The 20,146-nt window shown below is 34.0% G+C and carries 14 protein-coding genes, 1 rRNA gene and 3 pseudogenes; 3 read left to right on the forward strand and 15 right to left on the reverse strand.

Annotated features, from left to right (window positions below):
• The 3 genes and pseudogenes from ACQKFG_RS23580 to ACQKFG_RS23590 all read right to left on the reverse strand — a co-directional run.
• A 16S ribosomal RNA gene (locus ACQKFG_RS23580) occupies nucleotides 1–170 on the reverse strand; the annotation flags it as partial.
• A gap of 581 nt (nucleotides 171–751) precedes the next feature.
• Nucleotides 752–1,954, reverse strand: a pseudogene (locus ACQKFG_RS23585) (IS110 family transposase).
• A gap of 270 nt (nucleotides 1,955–2,224) precedes the next feature.
• Nucleotides 2,225–2,836 carry a hypothetical protein gene (locus ACQKFG_RS23590; RefSeq protein WP_427563372.1) on the reverse strand — a complete coding sequence of 204 codons (612 nt, stop codon included), beginning with the start codon at nucleotides 2,834–2,836 and terminating at the stop codon, nucleotides 2,225–2,227.
• Nucleotides 2,837–3,212: 376 nt separating this feature from the next.
• Between ACQKFG_RS23590 and ACQKFG_RS23595 the strand changes: the two are divergent.
• Nucleotides 3,213–3,496 (forward strand): annotated as a pseudogene (locus ACQKFG_RS23595) (site-specific integrase); the annotation flags it as partial.
• A gap of 140 nt (nucleotides 3,497–3,636) precedes the next feature.
• On the opposite strand, the gene ACQKFG_RS23600 reads toward ACQKFG_RS23595, so the two are convergent.
• The 8 genes and pseudogenes from ACQKFG_RS23600 to ACQKFG_RS23635 all read right to left on the reverse strand — a co-directional run bounded on the left by ACQKFG_RS23600 (nucleotide 3,637) and on the right by ACQKFG_RS23635 (nucleotide 12,854).
• Nucleotides 3,637–3,885, reverse strand: a complete 249-nt coding sequence (locus ACQKFG_RS23600; protein WP_427563374.1) for a hypothetical protein — start codon at nucleotides 3,883–3,885, stop codon at nucleotides 3,637–3,639.
• A gap of 254 nt (nucleotides 3,886–4,139) precedes the next feature.
• On the reverse strand, nucleotides 4,140–4,289 hold the full coding sequence (locus ACQKFG_RS23605) for a hypothetical protein (RefSeq protein ID WP_427563376.1): 150 nt from the start codon (nucleotides 4,287–4,289) through the stop codon (nucleotides 4,140–4,142).
• A 343-nt stretch (nucleotides 4,290–4,632) separates the two neighbouring features.
• On the reverse strand, nucleotides 4,633–5,796 hold the full coding sequence (locus ACQKFG_RS23610; RefSeq protein WP_427563378.1) for a hypothetical protein: 1,164 nt from the start codon (nucleotides 5,794–5,796) through the stop codon (nucleotides 4,633–4,635).
• A gap of 359 nt (nucleotides 5,797–6,155) precedes the next feature.
• Nucleotides 6,156–6,245 (reverse strand): annotated as a pseudogene (locus tag ACQKFG_RS23615) (helix-turn-helix transcriptional regulator); the annotation flags it as partial.
• An 81-nt stretch (nucleotides 6,246–6,326) separates the two neighbouring features.
• Nucleotides 6,327–6,803: a hypothetical protein gene (locus ACQKFG_RS23620; RefSeq protein WP_427563540.1), complete on the reverse strand. Its 477-nt coding sequence runs from the start codon at nucleotides 6,801–6,803 to the stop codon at nucleotides 6,327–6,329.
• A gap of 583 nt (nucleotides 6,804–7,386) precedes the next feature.
• Nucleotides 7,387–9,114 (reverse strand): UvrD-helicase domain-containing protein, encoded by a 1,728-nt coding sequence (locus ACQKFG_RS23625; RefSeq protein ID WP_427563380.1) that lies wholly within the window; start codon nucleotides 9,112–9,114, stop codon nucleotides 7,387–7,389.
• The gene (locus ACQKFG_RS23630; protein ID WP_427563382.1) at nucleotides 9,111–11,189 is read right to left on the reverse strand and encodes an ATP-dependent nuclease; all 2,079 of its coding nucleotides are present in this window, start codon (nucleotides 11,187–11,189) and stop codon (nucleotides 9,111–9,113) included. Before ACQKFG_RS23630 ends, ACQKFG_RS23625 begins: the two co-directional genes overlap by 4 nt.
• 630 nt (nucleotides 11,190–11,819) lie before the next feature.
• The gene (locus tag ACQKFG_RS23635) at nucleotides 11,820–12,854 is read right to left on the reverse strand and encodes a site-specific integrase (RefSeq protein ID WP_427563384.1); all 1,035 of its coding nucleotides are present in this window, start codon (nucleotides 12,852–12,854) and stop codon (nucleotides 11,820–11,822) included.
• A gap of 1,409 nt (nucleotides 12,855–14,263) precedes the next feature.
• Here ACQKFG_RS23635 and ACQKFG_RS23640 point away from each other — a divergent pair.
• Entirely contained in the window at nucleotides 14,264–14,446 is a 183-nt protein-coding gene (locus ACQKFG_RS23640; protein ID WP_427563386.1) for a YolD-like family protein, read from the forward strand.
• Nucleotides 14,447–15,275: 829 nt separating this feature from the next.
• Nucleotides 15,276–15,515 carry a hypothetical protein gene (locus tag ACQKFG_RS23645; protein WP_427563387.1) on the forward strand — a complete coding sequence of 80 codons (240 nt, stop codon included), beginning with the start codon at nucleotides 15,276–15,278 and terminating at the stop codon, nucleotides 15,513–15,515.
• Between the two features lie 519 nt (nucleotides 15,516–16,034).
• Here ACQKFG_RS23645 and ACQKFG_RS23650 read toward each other — a convergent pair.
• From ACQKFG_RS23650 to ACQKFG_RS23665, 4 genes are all read right to left on the reverse strand, one after another.
• Nucleotides 16,035–17,213 (reverse strand): glycerate kinase, encoded by a 1,179-nt coding sequence (locus ACQKFG_RS23650; RefSeq protein WP_427563389.1) that lies wholly within the window; start codon nucleotides 17,211–17,213, stop codon nucleotides 16,035–16,037.
• 95 nt (nucleotides 17,214–17,308) lie between these two features.
• Entirely contained in the window at nucleotides 17,309–18,169 is an 861-nt protein-coding gene (locus tag ACQKFG_RS23655) for an NAD(P)-dependent oxidoreductase (RefSeq protein ID WP_427563391.1), read from the reverse strand.
• A 213-nt stretch (nucleotides 18,170–18,382) separates the two neighbouring features.
• Nucleotides 18,383–19,363 carry a 2-hydroxyacid dehydrogenase gene (locus ACQKFG_RS23660; protein WP_427563393.1) on the reverse strand — a complete coding sequence of 327 codons (981 nt, stop codon included), beginning with the start codon at nucleotides 19,361–19,363 and terminating at the stop codon, nucleotides 18,383–18,385.
• On the reverse strand, nucleotides 19,364–20,074 hold the full coding sequence (locus tag ACQKFG_RS23665) for an RraA family protein (protein ID WP_377392833.1): 711 nt from the start codon (nucleotides 20,072–20,074) through the stop codon (nucleotides 19,364–19,366). It abuts the gene before it with no gap.
• Nucleotides 20,075–20,146 lie beyond the last annotated feature (72 nt).

Here is a 20,146-nt window from a genome sequence, read left to right on the forward strand (position 1 = left end):
ATTAGCTCCGGTTTCCCGAAGTTATCCCAGTCTTATAGGCAGGTTGCCCACGTGTTACTCACCCGTCCGCCGCTAATCTCAGGGAGCAAGCTCCCTGAGATTCGCTCGACTTGCATGTATTAGGCACGCCGCCAGCGTTCGTCCTGAGCCAGGATCAAACTCTCCGAAGAAATGTTTGACTTGCTCATTTTGCTTTTTTAATAGTGTGTGCTCACTTAAAATTTAACGTTGGCGCTTTGTTTTGTTCAGTTTTCAAAGAGCAATTTGTTGTAGGTTTTTTTCAACTAATTCATCTTAACATAGCGTTGAATAGTTGTCAACTTCTACGAAGTGTTTCTTTTTTTAAAATCGCTCATTAATTTAGGCGACTTCATTATCATACTGCTATTTTTCTTTAGTGTCAACATTTAATCCGTAAAATAAGAATTTCTAATAGCACTTTCCTCTTGAAACCATCTTGTTAATGAATACAAAAAAACACCGTACGTGTTTCATCATTAAATTAATCAACTGGGATGCACTAAACTGAAGATTTTATCAAAACATGCCCTTATACTATTTAATTGGATTATTCTTTTTATAAAAAAGATTGATCATTTTAATGTTCCTTAATCAACTAAACCAGCTAATAGGATGTCAATATCTTTCTCTAAAATTTTCATTTCCCTTATGATATACTATTTTTGGCCATGCCAAATAACCCTCCAAAATCCTTTTGGAAGGATTTTTCTTTGTTTCACAAAACCGTTAATTAGGCTAAATCTAGGAACGTTTCTTTTCTGCTTAATAAAGCATAAATCCAATGAAGCAACTTATTCATACAGGCAACGATTGAAACTTTGGCCGGTTTTCCTTCTGATTTTTTCTTATCATAGAATGCTTTAAGCTTTTTGTTCCTTGAACTTCTTATGCCGCACAGTACGGCAAGATACAGAGAATGACGTAGTCTGCTCGAACCCCTTTTAGTAATACGATTAATGGTTGCCGTAAACTTACCTGATGAGTGAACACTTGGATCTACTCCAGCGAAGGCAACTAGTTTTTTCGGGTGATTAAACCGATCGATTTCACCAATTTCAGAGATAATCGTGGCTGCGATTTTTTCTCCGATACCGGGAATCGATTGGATGATCTTATATTCTTCCAGTTCATTTGCCAGGGCCACTATACGATCTTCCAACTCAGAGAGGTGTCCCTGGTAATGAAAAAGCAACTCAATATACATACGTAGATTGATTACGTGACTTTCATACACGTTTTTTTGAAATGGATTTCGAGATGCGGAGTCCATTATTTTTTTGGCTTTTCCCCACGCCCATTGACCCGATCGGCTAGGACAGAACTCCATTACACTCTCTGCTAGTTTACTTTCCCCGGCTTTTATTACGGCCTCTGAAGTAGGGTATTCCTTTAACATCAATAATGAAACATTTGAGAATAAATCGCCAAAAACTTTTCGTTATTCAGGAAACAGTTAATCTAAAATGGTGTGAAACTGAAGTTTAGATTCCACATACATATTCGTTACGATTTCCTGTTGTCTGGACAAATTCCGAAGGTCTAAAAGCCGAATTCCTCTAATTTTATGAGATTCAAAATCCTCTTTGTAATACAGCACACACAACTGGTACGCATCGATTGCGTCTGTTTTTACCTTTCGTAAACCGGACTTCTTTGCCTGATAAGAAATAATCGGATTTAGTAAGATATATAGAACTCCTTGTTCCTCCAAGAATTGAATAACGGGAGTATGGTAATGCCCTGTAGATTCTAAAATGACCATAGGCATCTGCCCTGTCACCTCTTCGATTTCTTTTAGAAATCCAATAAAATGATCTAATTCCTCTCTAGTATGCTTTATTGAGCAGCTCTTTCCATACGGTTTTGATTGATCTAAAAATGCCTGAACTTGACTCTCTCCTTTTGCCACATCCAGACCAACAACTGGATTCATTGGTTTTCCCTCCTCTACTTACTAACCAGTACCCCTAGTCCTCCATGTAGTGTCATAGCTTCGCTTGTTATACGAGATCTACGTCCCAACCAGCCTCAAACATGTTTCTACAAGTAGGGGGCGGACAGTTTAGTTCACGGGATCAAGTCCCACGCACCCGTACGTCCTACCCTGGCTACTGATATAATAGATTCTATTAAAAAATGGTCAACCAGTAAAAACTGGCTAACCTTATAATACGAACGCACCCGTTAGTTTAAGTACATCTTTTCACATTCCAAAATATTGACTTCTATCATTTCTCTTCACAATCACTAAATAAATAAAAATGCTTATAATCATTAGACAAAAGGTAACATTTTGTGCAATACCAAGGAGGTCACTCCAGCTACTTGTACCATATACAAACAACTGCAAGATTAATCCTACAAGTAAACTCAGTAATGCAAATGGTGTTTTTTTTACTAAGTATCCAAAAGCCCCACCCAGGATACCACCAATGGTTGACGCCCCATACCAGTTCACATATGAAATCGCAAGTTCTTTGAATGATATCGTTACTGTTACTGGAATATCCGTATAAAAGTTTCCAATAACGAAATAAAACGTAATTGCAGTGATTGTATAAATGGCCCCAAGTAACGCAGCCTTCTTAATGTTCCTCGCAAATATATAGCCAACAAGCATTGCTACAATAAACCACATTGGTAAAGAATTAATCATTACCGCTAAATACGCAATGACGAATTCAAGAACTGTTACACCGTCAACTAAAAATGATAAATAATCAGAAATAACTGAAAAAACCGCAACAATTAAACCAACGACTAATGTAAAGGTAACAAACTTCCACTGCACTCTATATTCTTGGTTCTCCTTCAAAAAATCACCTTCCTATTCATTCAAACAACTCCTATTGTTCCTCTGACATCCAGTGTATGTACTAAGTAGTTCATACATACCATAGATGTACTATACCCATAATACACATAACGTGTCAATATGGTTTAGAACAAATTCTTGTTTAAATAGTTACACTTTTAGTATGCAAATCCACTAACCTGCCCCGTTAGTTCATTAAGGTTTTTTCTCTTCTTCCGAATGTATGATAATATAAATTATCGTACATTCGAATCCTTGATTTCATTGACTTTTTTCTTTTTTTCTCTTTATACTGATAAAAGAGAAAAAATCGTACATTCAAATCATTAGTACATAAGGATTTTGAGCCGGATTTTTAAATAGAGAAGAAAGGTCGATGAAGATAACGCAACCAAAAGATGTGCAGCCGATCCGTGATCAGCAGCAGTTGGAAGATATGAAATGGGCGCTGAAGCGCCATTGTTCGGAACGTGATTACATCCTGTTTGTTGTAGGCTGCGAAACCGGCCTACGTGTCGGGGACCTACTCAAGCTACGAAGCAGATCCTGGACCTTAAAGGCAAACAACACAAGATTCTCCGGGTCAAGGAAGGCAAAACGCAAAAAATCCGCGACATGTATATCGCGAATTGCTTCCAGGAGGTCTATGAGTACGCTAAAAGAAGAAACCAACAACATATTGAAACATTTTAGCGTTTTTCACTAATCTATCTTCTTTTCTTTCTTAAAGACAAAAGAACCGTCCACTTTTGGGACGATTCTAAAATAAAATTAGAAATGGAATTTCATTTCCTCATTAATTATAAAAAATCATTTGTTTTTGAGATTTGAATAAATAACATTGATTGCTTCTTTTCTGGTTCCTTTCTGGCTTGGGAATAACCAAGAAGAAACAAACAATCACTGCAGCTACCCTGTATGCCTGTACAAGTACTAATCATATCTTTCTTTTCATCCGTTTCTACAAAAGAGATTTCTTGATTCACATGGCGTTGGGTATAGTGACAGTACATTGTCGATCTTTTTATTATGTAATGTCCTTTGCTCATCTATCCCATTCCTTCCCTTTTACTTTAATAACTGATTAACGTTCATATTTTATACCCATTTATTAGTGGGTTAAACAGTTTACATAAACCTTTATTATCGGTATTACCGAAGAAGAAACGAATAATGGCTTGAAAACCTTTAGTGTCTTTCACTAAGACTTGGATTTCATTCATTGTTAACAAAGAGAAAAGGACCACCTTTTGGTCCTTTAAGATGTCTCCTTGTTCAATTAACGCACCCGTTTGTTCAATAACTAATTAAATAATTTGAATGAACTAAACCCCATAACATAACCTCCACCAATACCAATCACTATGCCAAAAAGTGTCCATTGTGAAATGTAAATACCGAACATAAATAACAATAACCCCAATAATCCTAATAGACCCATTTTTTTATTCACTAAAATTGTCTCCCATTTCCTCGCATGTTCTTTCATGCACTACCTATCTCCAAATTATAACAGTTTCTTATGGAACTAACCTGCCCCGATAGTTGCATAAAGAAAGAGCTGCCATAAAGACAGCTCACATCTTCAGCTAACGCACCCGTTAGTTCATTAAGACAAGCGATTGCTGAAGATCAGAACTACAAAATTGTTATAAGAAATAGATTAGTCCTTCTTTCACTAACGCCACCCGTTAGTTTATGTACACTTCTTCATTATTTACTCATATAGGTGTAACATTTTGGATAGAGTCTATCCTAATTCTCATATTTGGTTGCTACTTTATCAAGAAGAGGTACTAGTTAAAACCCATATATTTCTCTGTTCGAATTTTTGATGCGGAGTCTAATGTTCCACTGGCATCGATTCTCTCGAATCGGATTTTCCTGTTGTATTTTTGACTAAGTTCTTCAGCTTTGTGGTGCAAAGATTTCGCCTCTTCATAGATTTCCTGCGTATAACAAACCAAAACAAAAAAACCGTAGTCAACTTGTTCAGTCAATAAGTAGGTAGGTAACTGGTAAGTTAAACCATCTTTATACCTTCCGTGATTTCCTAACTTAAGTTCTATGAGTGCTTGGAAATCTGCGCCTTTCGAAAGTTGAAAATCAACGGTTCCTCTCCCTGTGTCAACTTCTGGTGAGATTACAATTCCAGATTCTTGTAGAGCTAGATTAGCCACCATACCGAATGCTACTTGAACCTGCTTTTCTTTAGCTTGTCCCATTTTATTATTGAAAAGAGTATGTCCCTTTTTGTGTTCAATATAATGCTTGAACGTAGCAATTAAATAATCCACTTTTTTATAAAAATCATCTTTGCTATTTATAGTTTCTGTTACTGTTTTAACGTCTGTATCCTGTTTGGTGCTCCTTTCTTCAGGATTGAGGTATTCTTGAATTTGGTTGTACTCAGATAAGATGTCATCAGGCAGCAAGTCTTTATAATATTCTAAATCGACATGGAGAAAATCGGTTACAATTTTGGGATTGGTTTTGTATATGTCAAATATCTCCTCAACACCAAGGAAATCCAAATCCTCAAAACAAACTCCAATTAAATCTTTAGGCGTTTTAATAGAATTTAGTACATTTAATTCATCTTCATCCAGGATGCTTGTCTCTCTTTTCTTTAAGGATTTTTGAATCGTGTCGGAAAGTAAAAAGGTTCCTTCTGAACCTTCATGAACAAACAACAGAATATGATATAAAACATATTCTTTTAAAGGAGAAAATTCATGGGAAAAGTTATCAATGATTTCCCTATGCAATTTTTTTAGAAAAGCCAATCCTTGATTTTCTCTATCTTCTTCATCCTGCTTATGTAGTGGAAATACATTTCCGTATATTTCATCGTATTCAAGGCTGCTTCCCACTTCCATGAAATGTTTAACAACAATATCTAACACTTCGTGGACAATTTTTTTATAGATTTTAGAATTACCGTCAAATATATCCAACATAATTTAGTCCTCCTGGAGTTTTCATTGTCAAACCGACCTTTCTTTTCAAAGAAAAAAATTCGACAAAAAACGAAGCAATTCCTGTTATTTTACTGTATGTCAATCAAATGTCTTAAGATCTGAATCTAAAAATGATTTCAACGAATGTTATAAGCTGTTCTCTTTTGAAGTACCCATAAATAAGTAATTATATTAAAAGTCTATAATAGCAGTGCATCTCGCATATGAAATTATTGTTGAATTGAAATAAAGTTTAATCAAAATGGAGTCTTTTGTTAGAAATCTGCATTTAGTTTTTATAAAAAAGATTGATCAAAACTTATGAACATATCTATTTTAACTGTTTACTTATACCTAACCTATTCTTCAAACCAAAACAGAACTTCAATAGGTACTTTTAAAACCTTTGCAATATCATAAGTAAGTTTGAATGAAGAGTTATATTTCCCATAGAGTAAGTGGTACTAGAACTATTATTTAACATCCAAAAACCCTTCTGTTCCCTAAGAATTTAATGTCATTTTTCATCTCTATTTTATTTTTTTAATGCTTAATATTGATTTTTCTTGTAACAGAAAAATCACTTCTTGTTCTTTTCTGATAGCTGGTGAGATTAATTCATAATCTTCATCCACAAATTTCTTCATAGCTTCTATAAATCCTATAATACTAATTCCTGGATTATCTTTTGTTGCTTCTGCTGTGATTATTGTATGAGGATACGATGGACTGAACCAATATAAATCTTCAAATTTTTCAGCTAATGTCCATGAAACATAATGATTATCGTAATTCACTTCATCAAGGTCTAAATGAACTCTTTTTATTTTCCCTGTATACAGTAGATCTTTTGCATACTCATTTATTTCTTTATCTTCACTGTTCTCCCAATTACGAATATCTTGTATTACCTTTTTCCAACATTCATCTGTTTTGTCTAAATTACTTCTACGACTTCCTTCTTTTGTATGATTTACCCACTTTTTAAATAATTCTTCTAGATTCATTTTTAACTCCTTATTTTTAATACGTACCATTATACTCTCTCTTGAATAATTTGATGTCTTTTTTATTTTCCTGAAAACTAAAAAGACCACCTATAAAATAGTAAGTAGTCTCGCAATCTTTAAAGAGATAGGAATTCCGGTTCATCTTTTATGCAAACGGTTAAACTTTTTTCAAAACGGTGCGACTTTTTTATAAACAGTTCAACTTTATTTCAAAGCCACAATTATCCCTTTTGTGTAGTCCAAGCTAAAGGTTCTTTTATTTTCGTCCTTCAACTAACTGCCCGTTTGTTCAATAAGAAAAAGAGGTGCCTCAGCTACCTCCATTCTTGAACTATCCTGCTCTGTTAGTTTAGGTGTTTGGAAACAATAAAGTTGTTTAATTTTATCTCTAAAAAAAGTAACCTTCTATCAAAGCGATTGATGGAAGGTTATTAAAGTTGTTTAAAAACTATATTTCTTATTTCATCGTGTAATTTTTTAGAATAATAAAGTTGCTTAATTTCACAAAGCGAATAATTAAACATAGCTCCCTTTATACTATCTAAGATTCCGATTATATTTAACCTTAAATTAATTGAGGTTATTTTTCTAAATCTATTATTTGAAAGTTGAATTTAGACTCTATTTTTGCTCGATTCGCTTTTGATAATTTGGGCGTCACTATAAATAATCTATCCATAGCTCTACTTATACCTACATAATAAATTCGTTGTTCTTCGTCTTCAGCTAAGTTTGGATTAGTAAGAAACTCTATCGTGCCTGCTATCAATAAGACATTTTGAAACTCATCCCCTTTGGATTTATGAATAGTCCTATGGTGACTGATATCTTCTTTATAGCTTATACATAATGCTACCTCTTTATAAGAATATGTATTATAAAAATCTTGGGTAGCACCTTTTCTAAAACCGGGCATTTCTATATCTTCTCTAACTAATTGATAGAATTCCATTAAAGGTTCTTCAAAAAACGTCCCTTGTTTTTTTATTAATTTTTGTAAAATTGATACAGATTTATTGAATTGTTCTTTTTCAGAATAACAACTAAAATTTGTACTCATTATTTTTATAGCATTTTTATAATCACTATGTTTAGCGAACTCTAGAGCTTCCATTGAACTTTTTATAATACTATATCGTTTTGGATTATCTTTTGAAGCTAATTCAACCAATAGTTTAGTATTTAACTTACTATTGTCTACCTCAAATTTCATTGCATTTGCGGTTGGATTATCTCTAGCTAAGGTTTGAATGAACATATCATCACCATATATCTCTTGGATTTCATTATATGCCTCTATACTATTCCCTACAAATAAGACAGGTCTATCATGGTCTACATTTCTAAATTTAGTTTGATCAATATCTGTTCTAACTTCATTTAATAAATCAATTATTTGATTAGAACTTCGTCTATTTTCAGTAATAGTATATTCACAAAGATTATCAATTTTGAATTTAAGATAATCTTCTATACTAGCACCTTGAAATGAATATATTGATTGTGCAGGATCTCCAATTACCCCTACAATAGTTTCTTCTTCTGCTAATAAGGATACTATCTTAGCTTGAATCGGATTAGTATCCTGAAATTCATCTATAAAAAAATAAGGAAATTTAGCACGTAACACGTTTAAAATAAATGGGTATCTTGTAATCAACTCATAACTAAAATACAGCACATCATCATGATCAATTTTACCATCCTGCCAATATAATTTTTTATAACTAAATAAGTCTGTTTCTAAGATTTTAACTATCTTACGTAACTGTTTAGCCTTACTTTCCTCACCTCTTAAATATAATGTTAGTTCACTATTAAAACTATATTTAACACTAGATAACCAATTGAATAGCGCATCTTTGTTTTCTGGTAGTTTTAGCAATTGATTTATTGTATAAGGATGCCTTAACTTTTCAGTCATAGAATGATTTTCTAACCAAAATTGAACTTTATTATATTTAGGTTCGATGTTATCATGACCCTTTATTTTTTGAAATTCTATGTCAAATAATTCTGCTATATGCGTAAGATATGGTTTAACAATATGACTATATAAAAAACTATGAATAGTTGAAACTTCTACTTGATTGACGGATTGCGTTCCTAGCCTGTTCAAAATGGTTTCTACAGCTACATTGGTATATGTTATACATGCTATTTTCCGTGTCTTCTCTAGTCTCTCAGAATTTTTCAATGTGTTTTTAATATGATTTATTAGCCAGTGAGTTTTGCCGGCGCCTGGCCCCGCAGTAACTTTGAAATGTTGCTCAATATCTATTGTATCTTCAGAAGAAATAAGAATCATTCTTCACACATCCATTCTATTGCTTCTTTAATATAATCTGGTACGATAAACTTTTTAAATTCAGTGCTTTCTTTTTCTCCAGCAATTTTCTTTTTCAATAAGTTTTCCTCTAGTACATAAGCTAACTCTAATGCGTTAACCCCTTTTCCTACTGAATTTAAATATCTTGCAGCGATTAATGCTATTTTCTTATCTTCGTCTTCCCATTTTAACCGTTCGTCTGTTAATGCTTGTCCAATTCGTTCGTTTTCTTTTGAAGCATTTACATTTTTAAGCATTAAATCCAATGATTCACCATTACTATATTGATCCATTAGCTTAAAAATCTCGTCTTTATTGGCTGTAGACTCTGTAACCAACCCCTTAAAGTTTGGGTTAAAACGAATCAAATCGTACTCTAAAGTTTTTCCATATTTTTCATCTTGTAGAAGGAATCTAATATTATCAGGATAAATTTTTATCTCTTCATTTCTTTTATAATCATATCCAGTTTCCTCTATATACATTTCAAATGGATAACATTTTTTAAATGATTTTTTTGCAGTCTTATCACTAGAAGTTAACTGTTTTCGCTCAGGATCCCTATCTGTTATACATACTACTTTTCTTTTAATAGAGTATGGATTAGAAACATTAAATAGGTTTAAAAAATGATTGAAATATTTACCTCCTACGTTAATCACAGCAATATGACAATCTTCTAAAGAAGTATCTAGATATTCAGCGAATATCGACATTAATAGCTGTTCTGCTAACCCTTCTACTAAGATGATTTTTTCAGCAAATAGCATATTTGATTTAGTAGCATCTAAAAATCTTTGAACATATTTTTTACTCTCTTCATTTTCACCGAAAGACTTTCCTGGATAACCAATTAAAGTTTCGCTGCCATTTTTATAGATACAAATTAATTCATCCAAATTCACAGCACCTGTTATATGAGTAGAATGTGTAGTAACGAAAATTTGTCTCACTTTTTTGTTCTTTAAATTTTTTTTAAGAAAATTTAGTAATTGCCTTTGCATTGTAGGATGTAAATGTGCTTCAGGCTCTTCAATTATTAACATCGGATATACTTTAGCATTACTACCTAAATATTCTTCATTTGCATCAACCTGCATTTTTGAAAGTAAGAGCGACATAAATATTAAATTATTGTAGCCAAGTCCATTATTAATAATAGGCATCTTAATACCTGTTTCATATTCAACAATTAATTTTAAAGCAGAATAAAGTTCGATATCTGTTATACTACCGTCAAAGTTAGGAGTAGACTTGTCAAATGAAGCACCTATATCATTTGCATATGATAAAATGTGTTTTTTACCTTCTGTCATTCGCTCGTTCAATAGTGTAATTAAATTCCCCGCAAAATCTCCGAATTCTTTCTTTTTCTCTTTAATAGCAGCTTCCTTTTGTTCCTTTTCTAAAGAGTTATCAGATTTTATGTTATAGTCCATGAAGAAATCTAATACATTTTTTAATAGCGTGTTTTTTCCGCTAAACATATCCCTTTCGACATCTCTTATTGCATCTAAAAATTGAAAATCAAATTTATTTAATGATTCACTATCAGCAGTTATTTGATTAGTAGATTCTCCACCCCAAATTTTATATGTATATAGTCTCAGAAATTCATCTTGAATAACTTGCCATACTTCAAATATATTTTTCGCTTCATTTATTACGCTCTGATACTTTTCATGAAACTTAGTTGGGAGGTAAAATTCATATTGCAGTTTAGCTTCATAAGGTTCTTCTAACTTAGTTAGCCAGTTACTTACAGTCACTAAGTCATCACTCATTAATTCTTCACAGTCGTCTTGCTTTAAAGTAGCAGTTATTTTAATACTAGGTGGATATTCTTTTAATTCTTCAATTGGTATATTTTTATTAAAATCATCAATTGATAAATGCTTTTTACTATTAGAATTAAAAATTAATGCTAATGCTCGTAATAAATTTGATTTACCAGCATTATTATGTCCTAAAATAACGTTTATACCATTATTAAAATCTATAGAGTTGGTACGGAAGTTTTTATAATTAGTTATATTGATATTTGAAATATACATTAAAATTAATCTCCCTTTAATGATGATTTATAACTATTGTTTATTCTTAGCTTTTTCGATAATCATTTTGATAAATGGCTCTTTTTACTTTGTATAGATGAGTCTATTATTCATATTTTTATTATACAAAGAAAAAATTAAAAAGTGGTATAAAACCCCAATTATACACCACTTTTTTTAACAACTATTTTGTTTTTTATAGGACTTTATTACGTTTTAAACAACTTTATTATTCGCAGACATTAAGTGAGAAACTTTACAATCTCACTCTATATTTCAACAGAAATATCCAATTTTATTGAAAACGTTCCTCAACAATCTGGCCATTTAATGGAATAACATGACTGACGTTTTTAAACAACTTTATTATGTTTTAAATTTAATGTCACTTAACTGTATTCCTTATGGAACTATCCTGCCCCGTTAGTGCCATAAGAAAGAGAGCTGCCTAAGCAACTCCCTTAATGAAGTAAAGCACCCGTTAGTCCTAACATACCTCCTTACTCAACAATCTGGCCGATTGCTAAATAAGAAAAAATCCTACATTATCAAAAAACAGCATATAAAACGGGTTATACTGTTCAATCATTACTGATTTCCCCATTAACTAGATCACCTCTTAATTAAAAGTTAAGTCCCATTTTCCTTAATAAAATCACGTTCAGATCTTATTTGTTCTTCTAAAAGATAATCCTCTAGCTTCCCATATCTTGAAGCTTGCGTTAATGATAGGCCAAACCCTTCGACGAGTATTTGTGGTCCAAAATTGCTTGCTATCATACTAAAACAAGTAATTCTTAGAGACTTAGGTGTAAAACCACAAAAAGCCTTTACCTTTCTTGCAATGAAGGTGCTATTGATTGGACGATCCTGATATACCTCTGATGAACTCGAACCTAAAATTAAAAAAGACTTATTCTGTACATTTCTAATGTTCGATCTTTGTTTAATGTATTCATTTATTACTATTAGTTCATCATTAGATAAATAAACAGGGGATCTCTCATTAAGGTAAATTGCCTTCAAATCAACCTTTATGTCACTTATTTTTATATTTCTAATATGTGATGAAGATAACCCATGATAAAAACATAGGGTTGTCAATAAACACTCTAAGGGTTGTTCATAGAGGCGACTTTTTATTACTTTAGCCACTCTTACTTGCTCATCAAAGGTTAAAGGCTCGATAGTTGGAGGAAGCTCTCTAGATTTTATATCCAAGACAGGTATAAGGGTTATTTGTCTTTTTCTTTTGGCTAACTTGAAGAGAACTAATAAATCTTTCCTCACAATCTCACGATGCTTAGGTGTCAAAGTTAATAGAAATTCATGTATATCTTCTTGTTGAACATTATCCCAAGATTCTATATGTTTACAGTTGATTTGTAACCACCGGACTAACCTTACAAATATTTCTATATCTTCCTTTACTGTTAAAAGGGATAATGGATTCCTCGCATTAAACTTTACTTGCCTATTCCTAAGCTCCATTCTTTCGTTGAAATATATCTCCCATAGACGCATAAATCCTTTTGGGACTTGCTTTAAAAGCTCTCTAATGCCCTTAAGAATTCCCTCATCTGCGTTAAAGCTTAAATAACCTTCCTTAATTAAAAAATTAAATAGACTTGATTTAACTCCCTTTGAATTAGGGATTTTTTCCAATGTAGATACCAGCCATGGGCTGGCCGCCTTAGCTTCCTGCCGGAAAGGTTCGGGTGTCCTACCGGCAGGAAGGTTAGCCGGCCTGCGCTGTTTTACGATTCGGAAGGCAAAGGGAAAAAATAATAAAAAAAGCTGCCGGGTGGCTGCTATCCTTGTGACCTTTTATTCTTTTAATCCTTTAATCCCTTATTCTTATGGTTTCCGGCTCGTTCGGTATGGCCGCAAGCAGTAAATGGTACAGGAACCTACAGAATTTAGGCGAGCATGAGACGTATAGTTCGTAGTTTATCAAATCATTTAATGCCGAAGCGACACATACAGAATGTTGTAGAAATACCCCATTTATTTGAAATGGTCAACAAACAAAATAACCCTCCCGCACCAACTTTTCAGGCTGATACAAGGGCAATAGTCGCGTTTTATTTAAAAGAATTTGTTTGGGTGAAAAAAGGGTCTCTAGCCTTTACAAATCAATCCCAGTTTTTTTCATTCAGTTAGTGAATTAATCATAACAGATTAAATGCATATCACTGTTAGTCCTTGATTTCGCAAAAATTCCGCTTCATTTCCTCCATCAACAAAATTACCAATACCCCGGAAAATACCACATTGGCCTCGATTTAAATATCTTACCCATACATAATCATTATAACTGTCAGGATCATACTCCCATAATTCAACTTTTAACTTACCAGCTGGACCCACGTAAGAATCCCTACAAATATTATAATCTCCACCAGTAGAGGCAAACACATCACTTTCAGCACCATTAGAATAAAGCGATTATTCTCCTAAGTAATCCCAGCCACTTGCAAATGTGGAAGAAGGGAACAACAATGCAGCTACCAATGTCATAGCACTCACTTTAAACTTTTTCATGCTCACTCCTCCTCACCCGTTTTGACTTGAAATATATTATTAAACGAATTATCCCTGAATCCACCATTTGTGTAAAAACGTCCCGATTTCTAATACCAGCAAATAGCAGCATAGTTTTGAACTAACTGACGCTACAATCCATTGAATTAGCCATGTTCCCAAGCTTTGAATCTTAAATGAAGCTTTTCCTTCTGAATGATATTCCCCTTTTGAATTACCTCTTCTTCAAGGTCTCCTCTAAAAATCGTACTATCTTCCTTTAGTCTCATATGAAATACATAGACAGCTCGCAATGCATGCCCTCGAATTAATGGCAGCCATTATTATTTTTTCCTATATCCTTTATAGTATCCAACAGACACATATTGATATTTTCACACAACGTTCAAATATGAATGAAAACGCTTTCAATTATTGGTGTATACTATATGCTATACTCTCTATTGTTTCATTTTTACTAATCATCATAAAAAACTGATTTCTAGCATTAAAGTAACTTTAGTAAAGCCAAACAGGAAGGAGATGATCAATTGATCTTAAAATCATTAAAAAAAAATGGAATAATGACAATCACTTATTTTAAAGATGGGCTATTAGAAACATGCAAAGGCGATATGTATAAACTTAACCTTAATGAACAAACCCTGTCCATAAAGGATAATAACCAAAAGATCTTCTCCATTCGTTTATCTCTCATCAAGGAAATACATTAACTTAGCTAGAAATAGCCTTAGAGGAAAATCCGGCTTTCAAGAAGATTTATTTTTATATTGATGCTTATAGAGCTAGATAAGCGTCAATCTCCTCCGATATGGACTTTCCCATCTAACCAGATGGGGAAACATCCATACATACTAATTCTTCGGTATGTTGGTTTCAACTATACAATGTCATGAGGCAGGAAACTACTTTTTGGCTTAACTTCATCTCCTCCCCCATTTCGAAATGGTTATCCATTTTAATCAAACGATTGATTAACAACAATTATTGCTGATAATCCATTACGTGAAGATGCAGCAATTGTTTAAGCATCATGGAACGTTTCAACTTGGCAGGTGCTAGCTGATCCAAAATGTAGTCAGAACCTCTAAAGAGATCCCTAAATTATTTTTAGTTGATTTTTCTAAAAAGGTAAATCATCTTTTATTATAGGGCGTACCTTTCTTACTCCTCTCAGCCTGGGAACACCTTTATCATACCAAAGGTTTTTTACTAGTTTTTCAAAACCAAACCCTTGACAATGTAAGCGCTTTCTTTTATGATGATAATAGGTTGGATGGCATGCGTGGCCGTCATAGTATCTGGCGTAGTTGGGGCCAATACTCGGAACAGTACATAGAAGAAATACCCTATTTTATGCTACAGCTAGCTTCTTCCGAATAAGAAACAGTGATTCATCAATCATGTTATTCAAATACAAAAAAAACTCTGTATTCGGTCAAATTCAGGGTTTCCCTAGCTGAACGCTCCCCTTAAGATCCCTTATGTTTTTATTACAAATATGTATGCTAGTTTTATTGTTGTAGAAAGAGGAGGTGCTTTATGGTGAACAAAAAAAGTTCCCTTTACGATGAATTACCGTTAGAATTATTGGCAGGATTTTATTATGAAATAAATAGGAACATTGAAAAAGGAATCTTGTCTACGGCTATGTATCATGAAATTAGATTAATGGAACAAACAGCATTAAAAAGGGGTATCTCACTTGAATACCTACATGACAAGGGTGCTTGTTTAATTGAAACCGAGAAACTACTAAGAGAAACAACCCTGCAACCCTAAATAGTAGAATAAGAAGTCCAATGATGTTTTTCTAGTCTACCCCAGGTGAGGCCAATACCTGGAACAGTATATAGAATAGATTCCATTTTAATTAACCCTCTTGGCTACCAAAGGAGATATCTGTCGGTATTTCCCACTTCGCTAACGTCATTCATCTAATTTTATAAAGCTAACTTTATGCTGGTTCCACCAATATCAATACCCATACACTTATCTTTCAAATATAACAACCACCTAACTATGAATGAATTGCGGTTCCTTTCTCAGAAACAAAAAAATGAAAAAGAAACGAGAAAAGGTACTATTCTTTTTTTGTAAATTCCTAAACAAGTATACAATGATTTGCAGGTACCTTACTTTTGTTTTTGTAGCATGTCGTAAACTTCAAAAAAAAGGACTTACACAGCGTTTTAAATGTTACAAACACACAATCCTTTAATTGATTGTAAATTCTATTTTGATAGGGACCAAGCAGCGCATACAGCTTTTCTTTAGACTTCGAAAAGGGGATTACCGTCTTTAAAACTTTGTGTTTATTTCAATTGAATTTTTTACTTTAATAATTTCATAAAACCTTATAATGCTCTCAGCCGTTTTCTCCAAGTTTTCCTTTCCATTAGCTAATGCTTCTTCTAAAGAAGATGCCCCTTGCTGTATACTAAATAAGGAGTCAATCCCTTTTTCATATAGTATATCAATATCACCACTTACTCTTCCTGCCAGCGCTATTACCCGTTTATTATATTTCTTGGCCATAGTTGCAACTCCATATGGCGTTTTCCCGTATTGTGTTTGAAAATCAATACTTCCTTCACCAGTCCAGACCATGTCAGCGACTTTTATTTTTTCTTCTAAACCGGTATATTCTATTACCATATCAATGCCTCTTTTCAATACTCCATTTAAAAATACAATAAGTCCAGCTCCCAGTCCCCCAGCTGCTCCTGCACCGGGAATATCTAAAACTTCCTTGTTCAATTGTTCTTTTATGACATTGGCATATTTTCTTAAGTTACTTTCTAGTATTTCAACCATTTCTGGATTGGCTCCCTTTTGAGGGCCAAAAATACGTGATGCTCCACTTTCTCCACAAAGAGGATTGGTCACATCACAGGCTATTTCGACAACTACATGTTTCAAACGAGGATCAAGTTCTGTTAAGTTTATTCTAGCTAACTTTCCTAACTCACTGCCACCAAACCTGAGTTCCTTTCCTTCTTTATCTAACAACTTCCCACCTAATGCCTGTACAACACCTGCTCCGCCATCATTAGTCGCACTTCCTCCTATGCCTATCAATAATTTTTTAACTCCGTGATCTAAACAGGCTTTTATAAGCTGTCCCGTTCCATATGTTGTTGTAATTAGCGGATTTCTTTTTTCTAATGGGACTAATTGGATTCCACTTGCGCTAGCCATCTCTATTACTCCGGTTACCCCATCTCTTAGAATCCCATAGCGTGCTTCCACTTCGTTTCCAAGTGGCCCAATTACATTTAACGGATGAAATTCTCCTCCAGTAGCATCGACCAAAGATTGCATTGTACCTTCGCCTCCATCTGCCATCGGTACATGAATGCAAGTAATCTTATCATTTACTTTTTTTATACCTCTTTCAATTGCTTCACAAGCCTCTTTGGCTGTCATGCTTTCCTTAAATGAATCCGGTGCTAAGACTATGACTAAATCCTTCTCCATATTAATCACACCCTTCCCATAATCATTATGAATGTAGCCACTGAATTACAGTACCTTATGATATCCTATAGATCTTCGTTAACTTCCTTACACTTTTAAGATAGAATGTTTTTACCAATTGCTGAGAAGTCCTGTTCTCCAAACTCCTTCTCCGAAGTCTTATAAAGTTGAAGCGCGAAAGAAGAAAGCGGCAATTCCTTATTTTTCCCCTCGTCCACAGCGATCTGGATATCTTTTTTCATTAAGCTAAGTTTAAATCCTGGTGCAAAATCCCTTTTTAACAAGCTATCCAACTTGTTCATCAACATCCAAGAAGCCCCTGAACTGTTCCCTATCACTTGTTTCAGCATATCCATATCAACATCTAGTTGTTCAGCTAAAGCCACGGCTTCGGCCGAAGCAATCATCTGAATACCTGCCAACATTTGATTGATAGCTTTAATTGCTTTTCCTGCACCAATAGAGCCTACCAAATAAATACTTTGTGCAATTGCCTCCAACACTGGTCTGGCTTTTTCCAGTACTTCTGAATCTCCACCTGCTATTACTGTCAAATTTCCTTGTTCAGCCCCAAATGTTCCCCCGCTAACCGGTGCATCCAAAACACGAATCCTTTTTTCCTGATAAGCAGCATGAATCTTTTTCATCATTCCAGGAGAACCTGAAGTCATTTCAATTAATATCTTGTCAGAGCTGAAACTCTTCAGCACTTGATCAGAAAGCAGCACATTTTCCATTTCATTGTCCGTAGGTAGAATACTAATCAAAACCTGGCTATGTGAAATGATATCTGCTATCGAGATGTGCTCAATCGCTCCATACTTTTTTAATTCTTCTATAGGTTTTCGATTTTTATGAGATGACACATGCAATTCATAGCCTTTTTTTAGAACATTCTTTGCCATAGGCATTCCCATTGCTCCAAGTCCGATAAAGCCTACACTTTTTAATTCCATTCAGCAAACTCCTCCAGTTATAATAGTTATTACCTAAATACAAGAAGCGAGGTGTGGAAGCACATAAGTAAGTACCTTCCCCCACTTCTGTTTAAGTCGGAAGATTGATATAGTTAAAGCTCATCTGTTGTATTATCCGTATCATCATAAAAAAACCGATTTTTATTTTAAATCATGTAATTTCCCATTTCAATTGAGTAGCAATTTTTTTAACTAGTTATTAAAACAAATATCGTTTAACAAGTTTTGAGGTTTTTCATTTTGTAAAGCTGTCATTAAATTAGTCACGGCGAGATTAGCCATTTTCGTTCTAGTTGCAATACTCGCGCTACCTATATGCGGAAGAGTAACCACATTTGGTAATGTTAAAAGGGGGTGATCTAAAGAAACAGGCTCATTTTCAAACACATCAATACCTGCCCCCCAAATCTCTCTATTTTTTATAGCTTTATATAAAGCTATTTCATTAACAATTCCACCTCTAGCCGTATTAATAAGTACAGCATTCTCTTTCATTAACGAAAGTTGCTTCGATCCAATTAGATTTTTGGTTTCTGTAGTGTAAGGAACCATGACACATACAAAATCTGATTCTAGTAAAAGGTTTTCAAGTGAGGTATAGTTTATGCCTAATTCAAACTCTTGTTCATATTTACGGCTTCTACTAGAATACAGGACCTTCATATCAAACCCTTTTGCTCTTCTTACTAATGCCTCTCCAATCCTACCTAAGCCAATTATCCCCAAAGTAGCTCCATGTATGTCCAGGCCAGTCAGTTGCATAGGAGACCATGTTTTCCATTCACCACTTTTCAAATAATCAGATGCCTCTATTAGACGGCGAGCTGTTGCCATTAAAAGACCAAACGTTAAATCTGCTGTGGTTTCTGTTAAAACATCTGGTGTATTCGTGACCATAATTCCATGTGTAGTCGCACTGTTAATATCAATATTGTTATAGCCAACTGCCATATTAGCGATGATTTTAAGTTTTTTTGCTTTTCTTAACAGTGCATCGTCTATTGTTTCTGTTAATAAACATAATAAACCATCAATCTTTCCAATTTCTTTTTCAAGAATCTCATAGGGTATGGGAATATCTTCGTGATCCCACATTCGTACCTCGCAAGTCTTGTTAATTCTCTTTACGATGTGTTCTGGGATTCGCCTTGTTATATAAACTTTTGGCTTCATTTAATGTCCCTCCCTACTTATTAAAGATTCAGAAGTACTAAAAATTTCACAGCCCTTTTCCTTCAAAGTACTATCAACCCAACTTCTATCTACTGTCCCTTGCTCAATTGATTGAAAAATCTCTTCCTCTCTTTGAGCTTGAATTTTTACTTTTTGAAGGATTTCTTCTACATTTTCTATAGGGACAACTATAAGACCATCTTCATCCCCTACGATAAGGTCACCTGGGTTGATAATCATACCACCAAGAGAGATGCGGACATTGATTTCACCTGGTCCATCTTTATATGGGCCACGATGAGTTACTCCTTTTGCATAGATAGGAAATGAATCATGTTTGAAAGCTAGTGAATCCCGAATAGCACCGTGAATCACAAATCCTGCTATACCATTTTTTTTGGCTATTCTTTGCATAATCTCCCCAACAATTGCGTTTGTTGTATCCCCGCCTGCATCAACTACAATAACATCACCAGGTTGTGCTAGATCAATTGCTTTATGGACCATTAAGTTATCCCCCGGTCTTGTTTTGACTGTTACAGCTGTACCTACAAGTTTTCCCCCTTTATGATAGGGTCTTAAGTCAGAAATCGCACCTTGCAGCCGGCTCATATTATCACTGATATGAGGGGTGACAACGTTTTGGAACTCCTCGACTATCCTTTTATCAACACGATTTTCAACTGGAAATACTCTAAAACCGATATTCATTTTCCTAATCTCCCCTTTTTAATTAGCTTCCAATTATTTGTGAGTTTCCCTTGCCAACTTTTAAAAGGAATA

Source organism: Peribacillus sp. NPDC076916 (assembly GCF_050269675.1).
Lineage (GTDB): Bacteria > Bacillota > Bacilli > Bacillales > DSM-1321 > Peribacillus > Peribacillus aracenensis.

Coding starts and splice junctions, on each gene's coding strand:
- ACQKFG_RS23610 (WP_427563378.1), bottom strand. CDS start 5,796: ATGTTGGATATATTTGACGGTAATTCTAAAATCTATAAAAAAATTGTC.
- ACQKFG_RS23630 (WP_427563382.1), bottom strand. CDS start 11,189: ATGTATATTTCAAATATCAATATAACTAATTATAAAAACTTCCGTACC.
- ACQKFG_RS23645 (WP_427563387.1), top strand. CDS start 15,276: ATGGTGAACAAAAAAAGTTCCCTTTACGATGAATTACCGTTAGAATTA.
- ACQKFG_RS23655 (WP_427563391.1), bottom strand. CDS start 18,169: ATGGAATTAAAAAGTGTAGGCTTTATCGGACTTGGAGCAATGGGAATG.
- ACQKFG_RS23650 (WP_427563389.1), bottom strand. CDS start 17,213: ATGGAGAAGGATTTAGTCATAGTCTTAGCACCGGATTCATTTAAGGAA.
- ACQKFG_RS23660 (WP_427563393.1), bottom strand. CDS start 19,363: ATGAAGCCAAAAGTTTATATAACAAGGCGAATCCCAGAACACATCGTA.
- ACQKFG_RS23600 (WP_427563374.1), bottom strand. CDS start 3,885: ATGAGCAAAGGACATTACATAATAAAAAGATCGACAATGTACTGTCAC.
- ACQKFG_RS23625 (WP_427563380.1), bottom strand. CDS start 9,114: ATGATTCTTATTTCTTCTGAAGATACAATAGATATTGAGCAACATTTC.
- ACQKFG_RS23620 (WP_427563540.1), bottom strand. CDS start 6,803: ATGAATCTAGAAGAATTATTTAAAAAGTGGGTAAATCATACAAAAGAA.
- ACQKFG_RS23665 (WP_377392833.1), bottom strand. CDS start 20,074: ATGAATATCGGTTTTAGAGTATTTCCAGTTGAAAATCGTGTTGATAAA.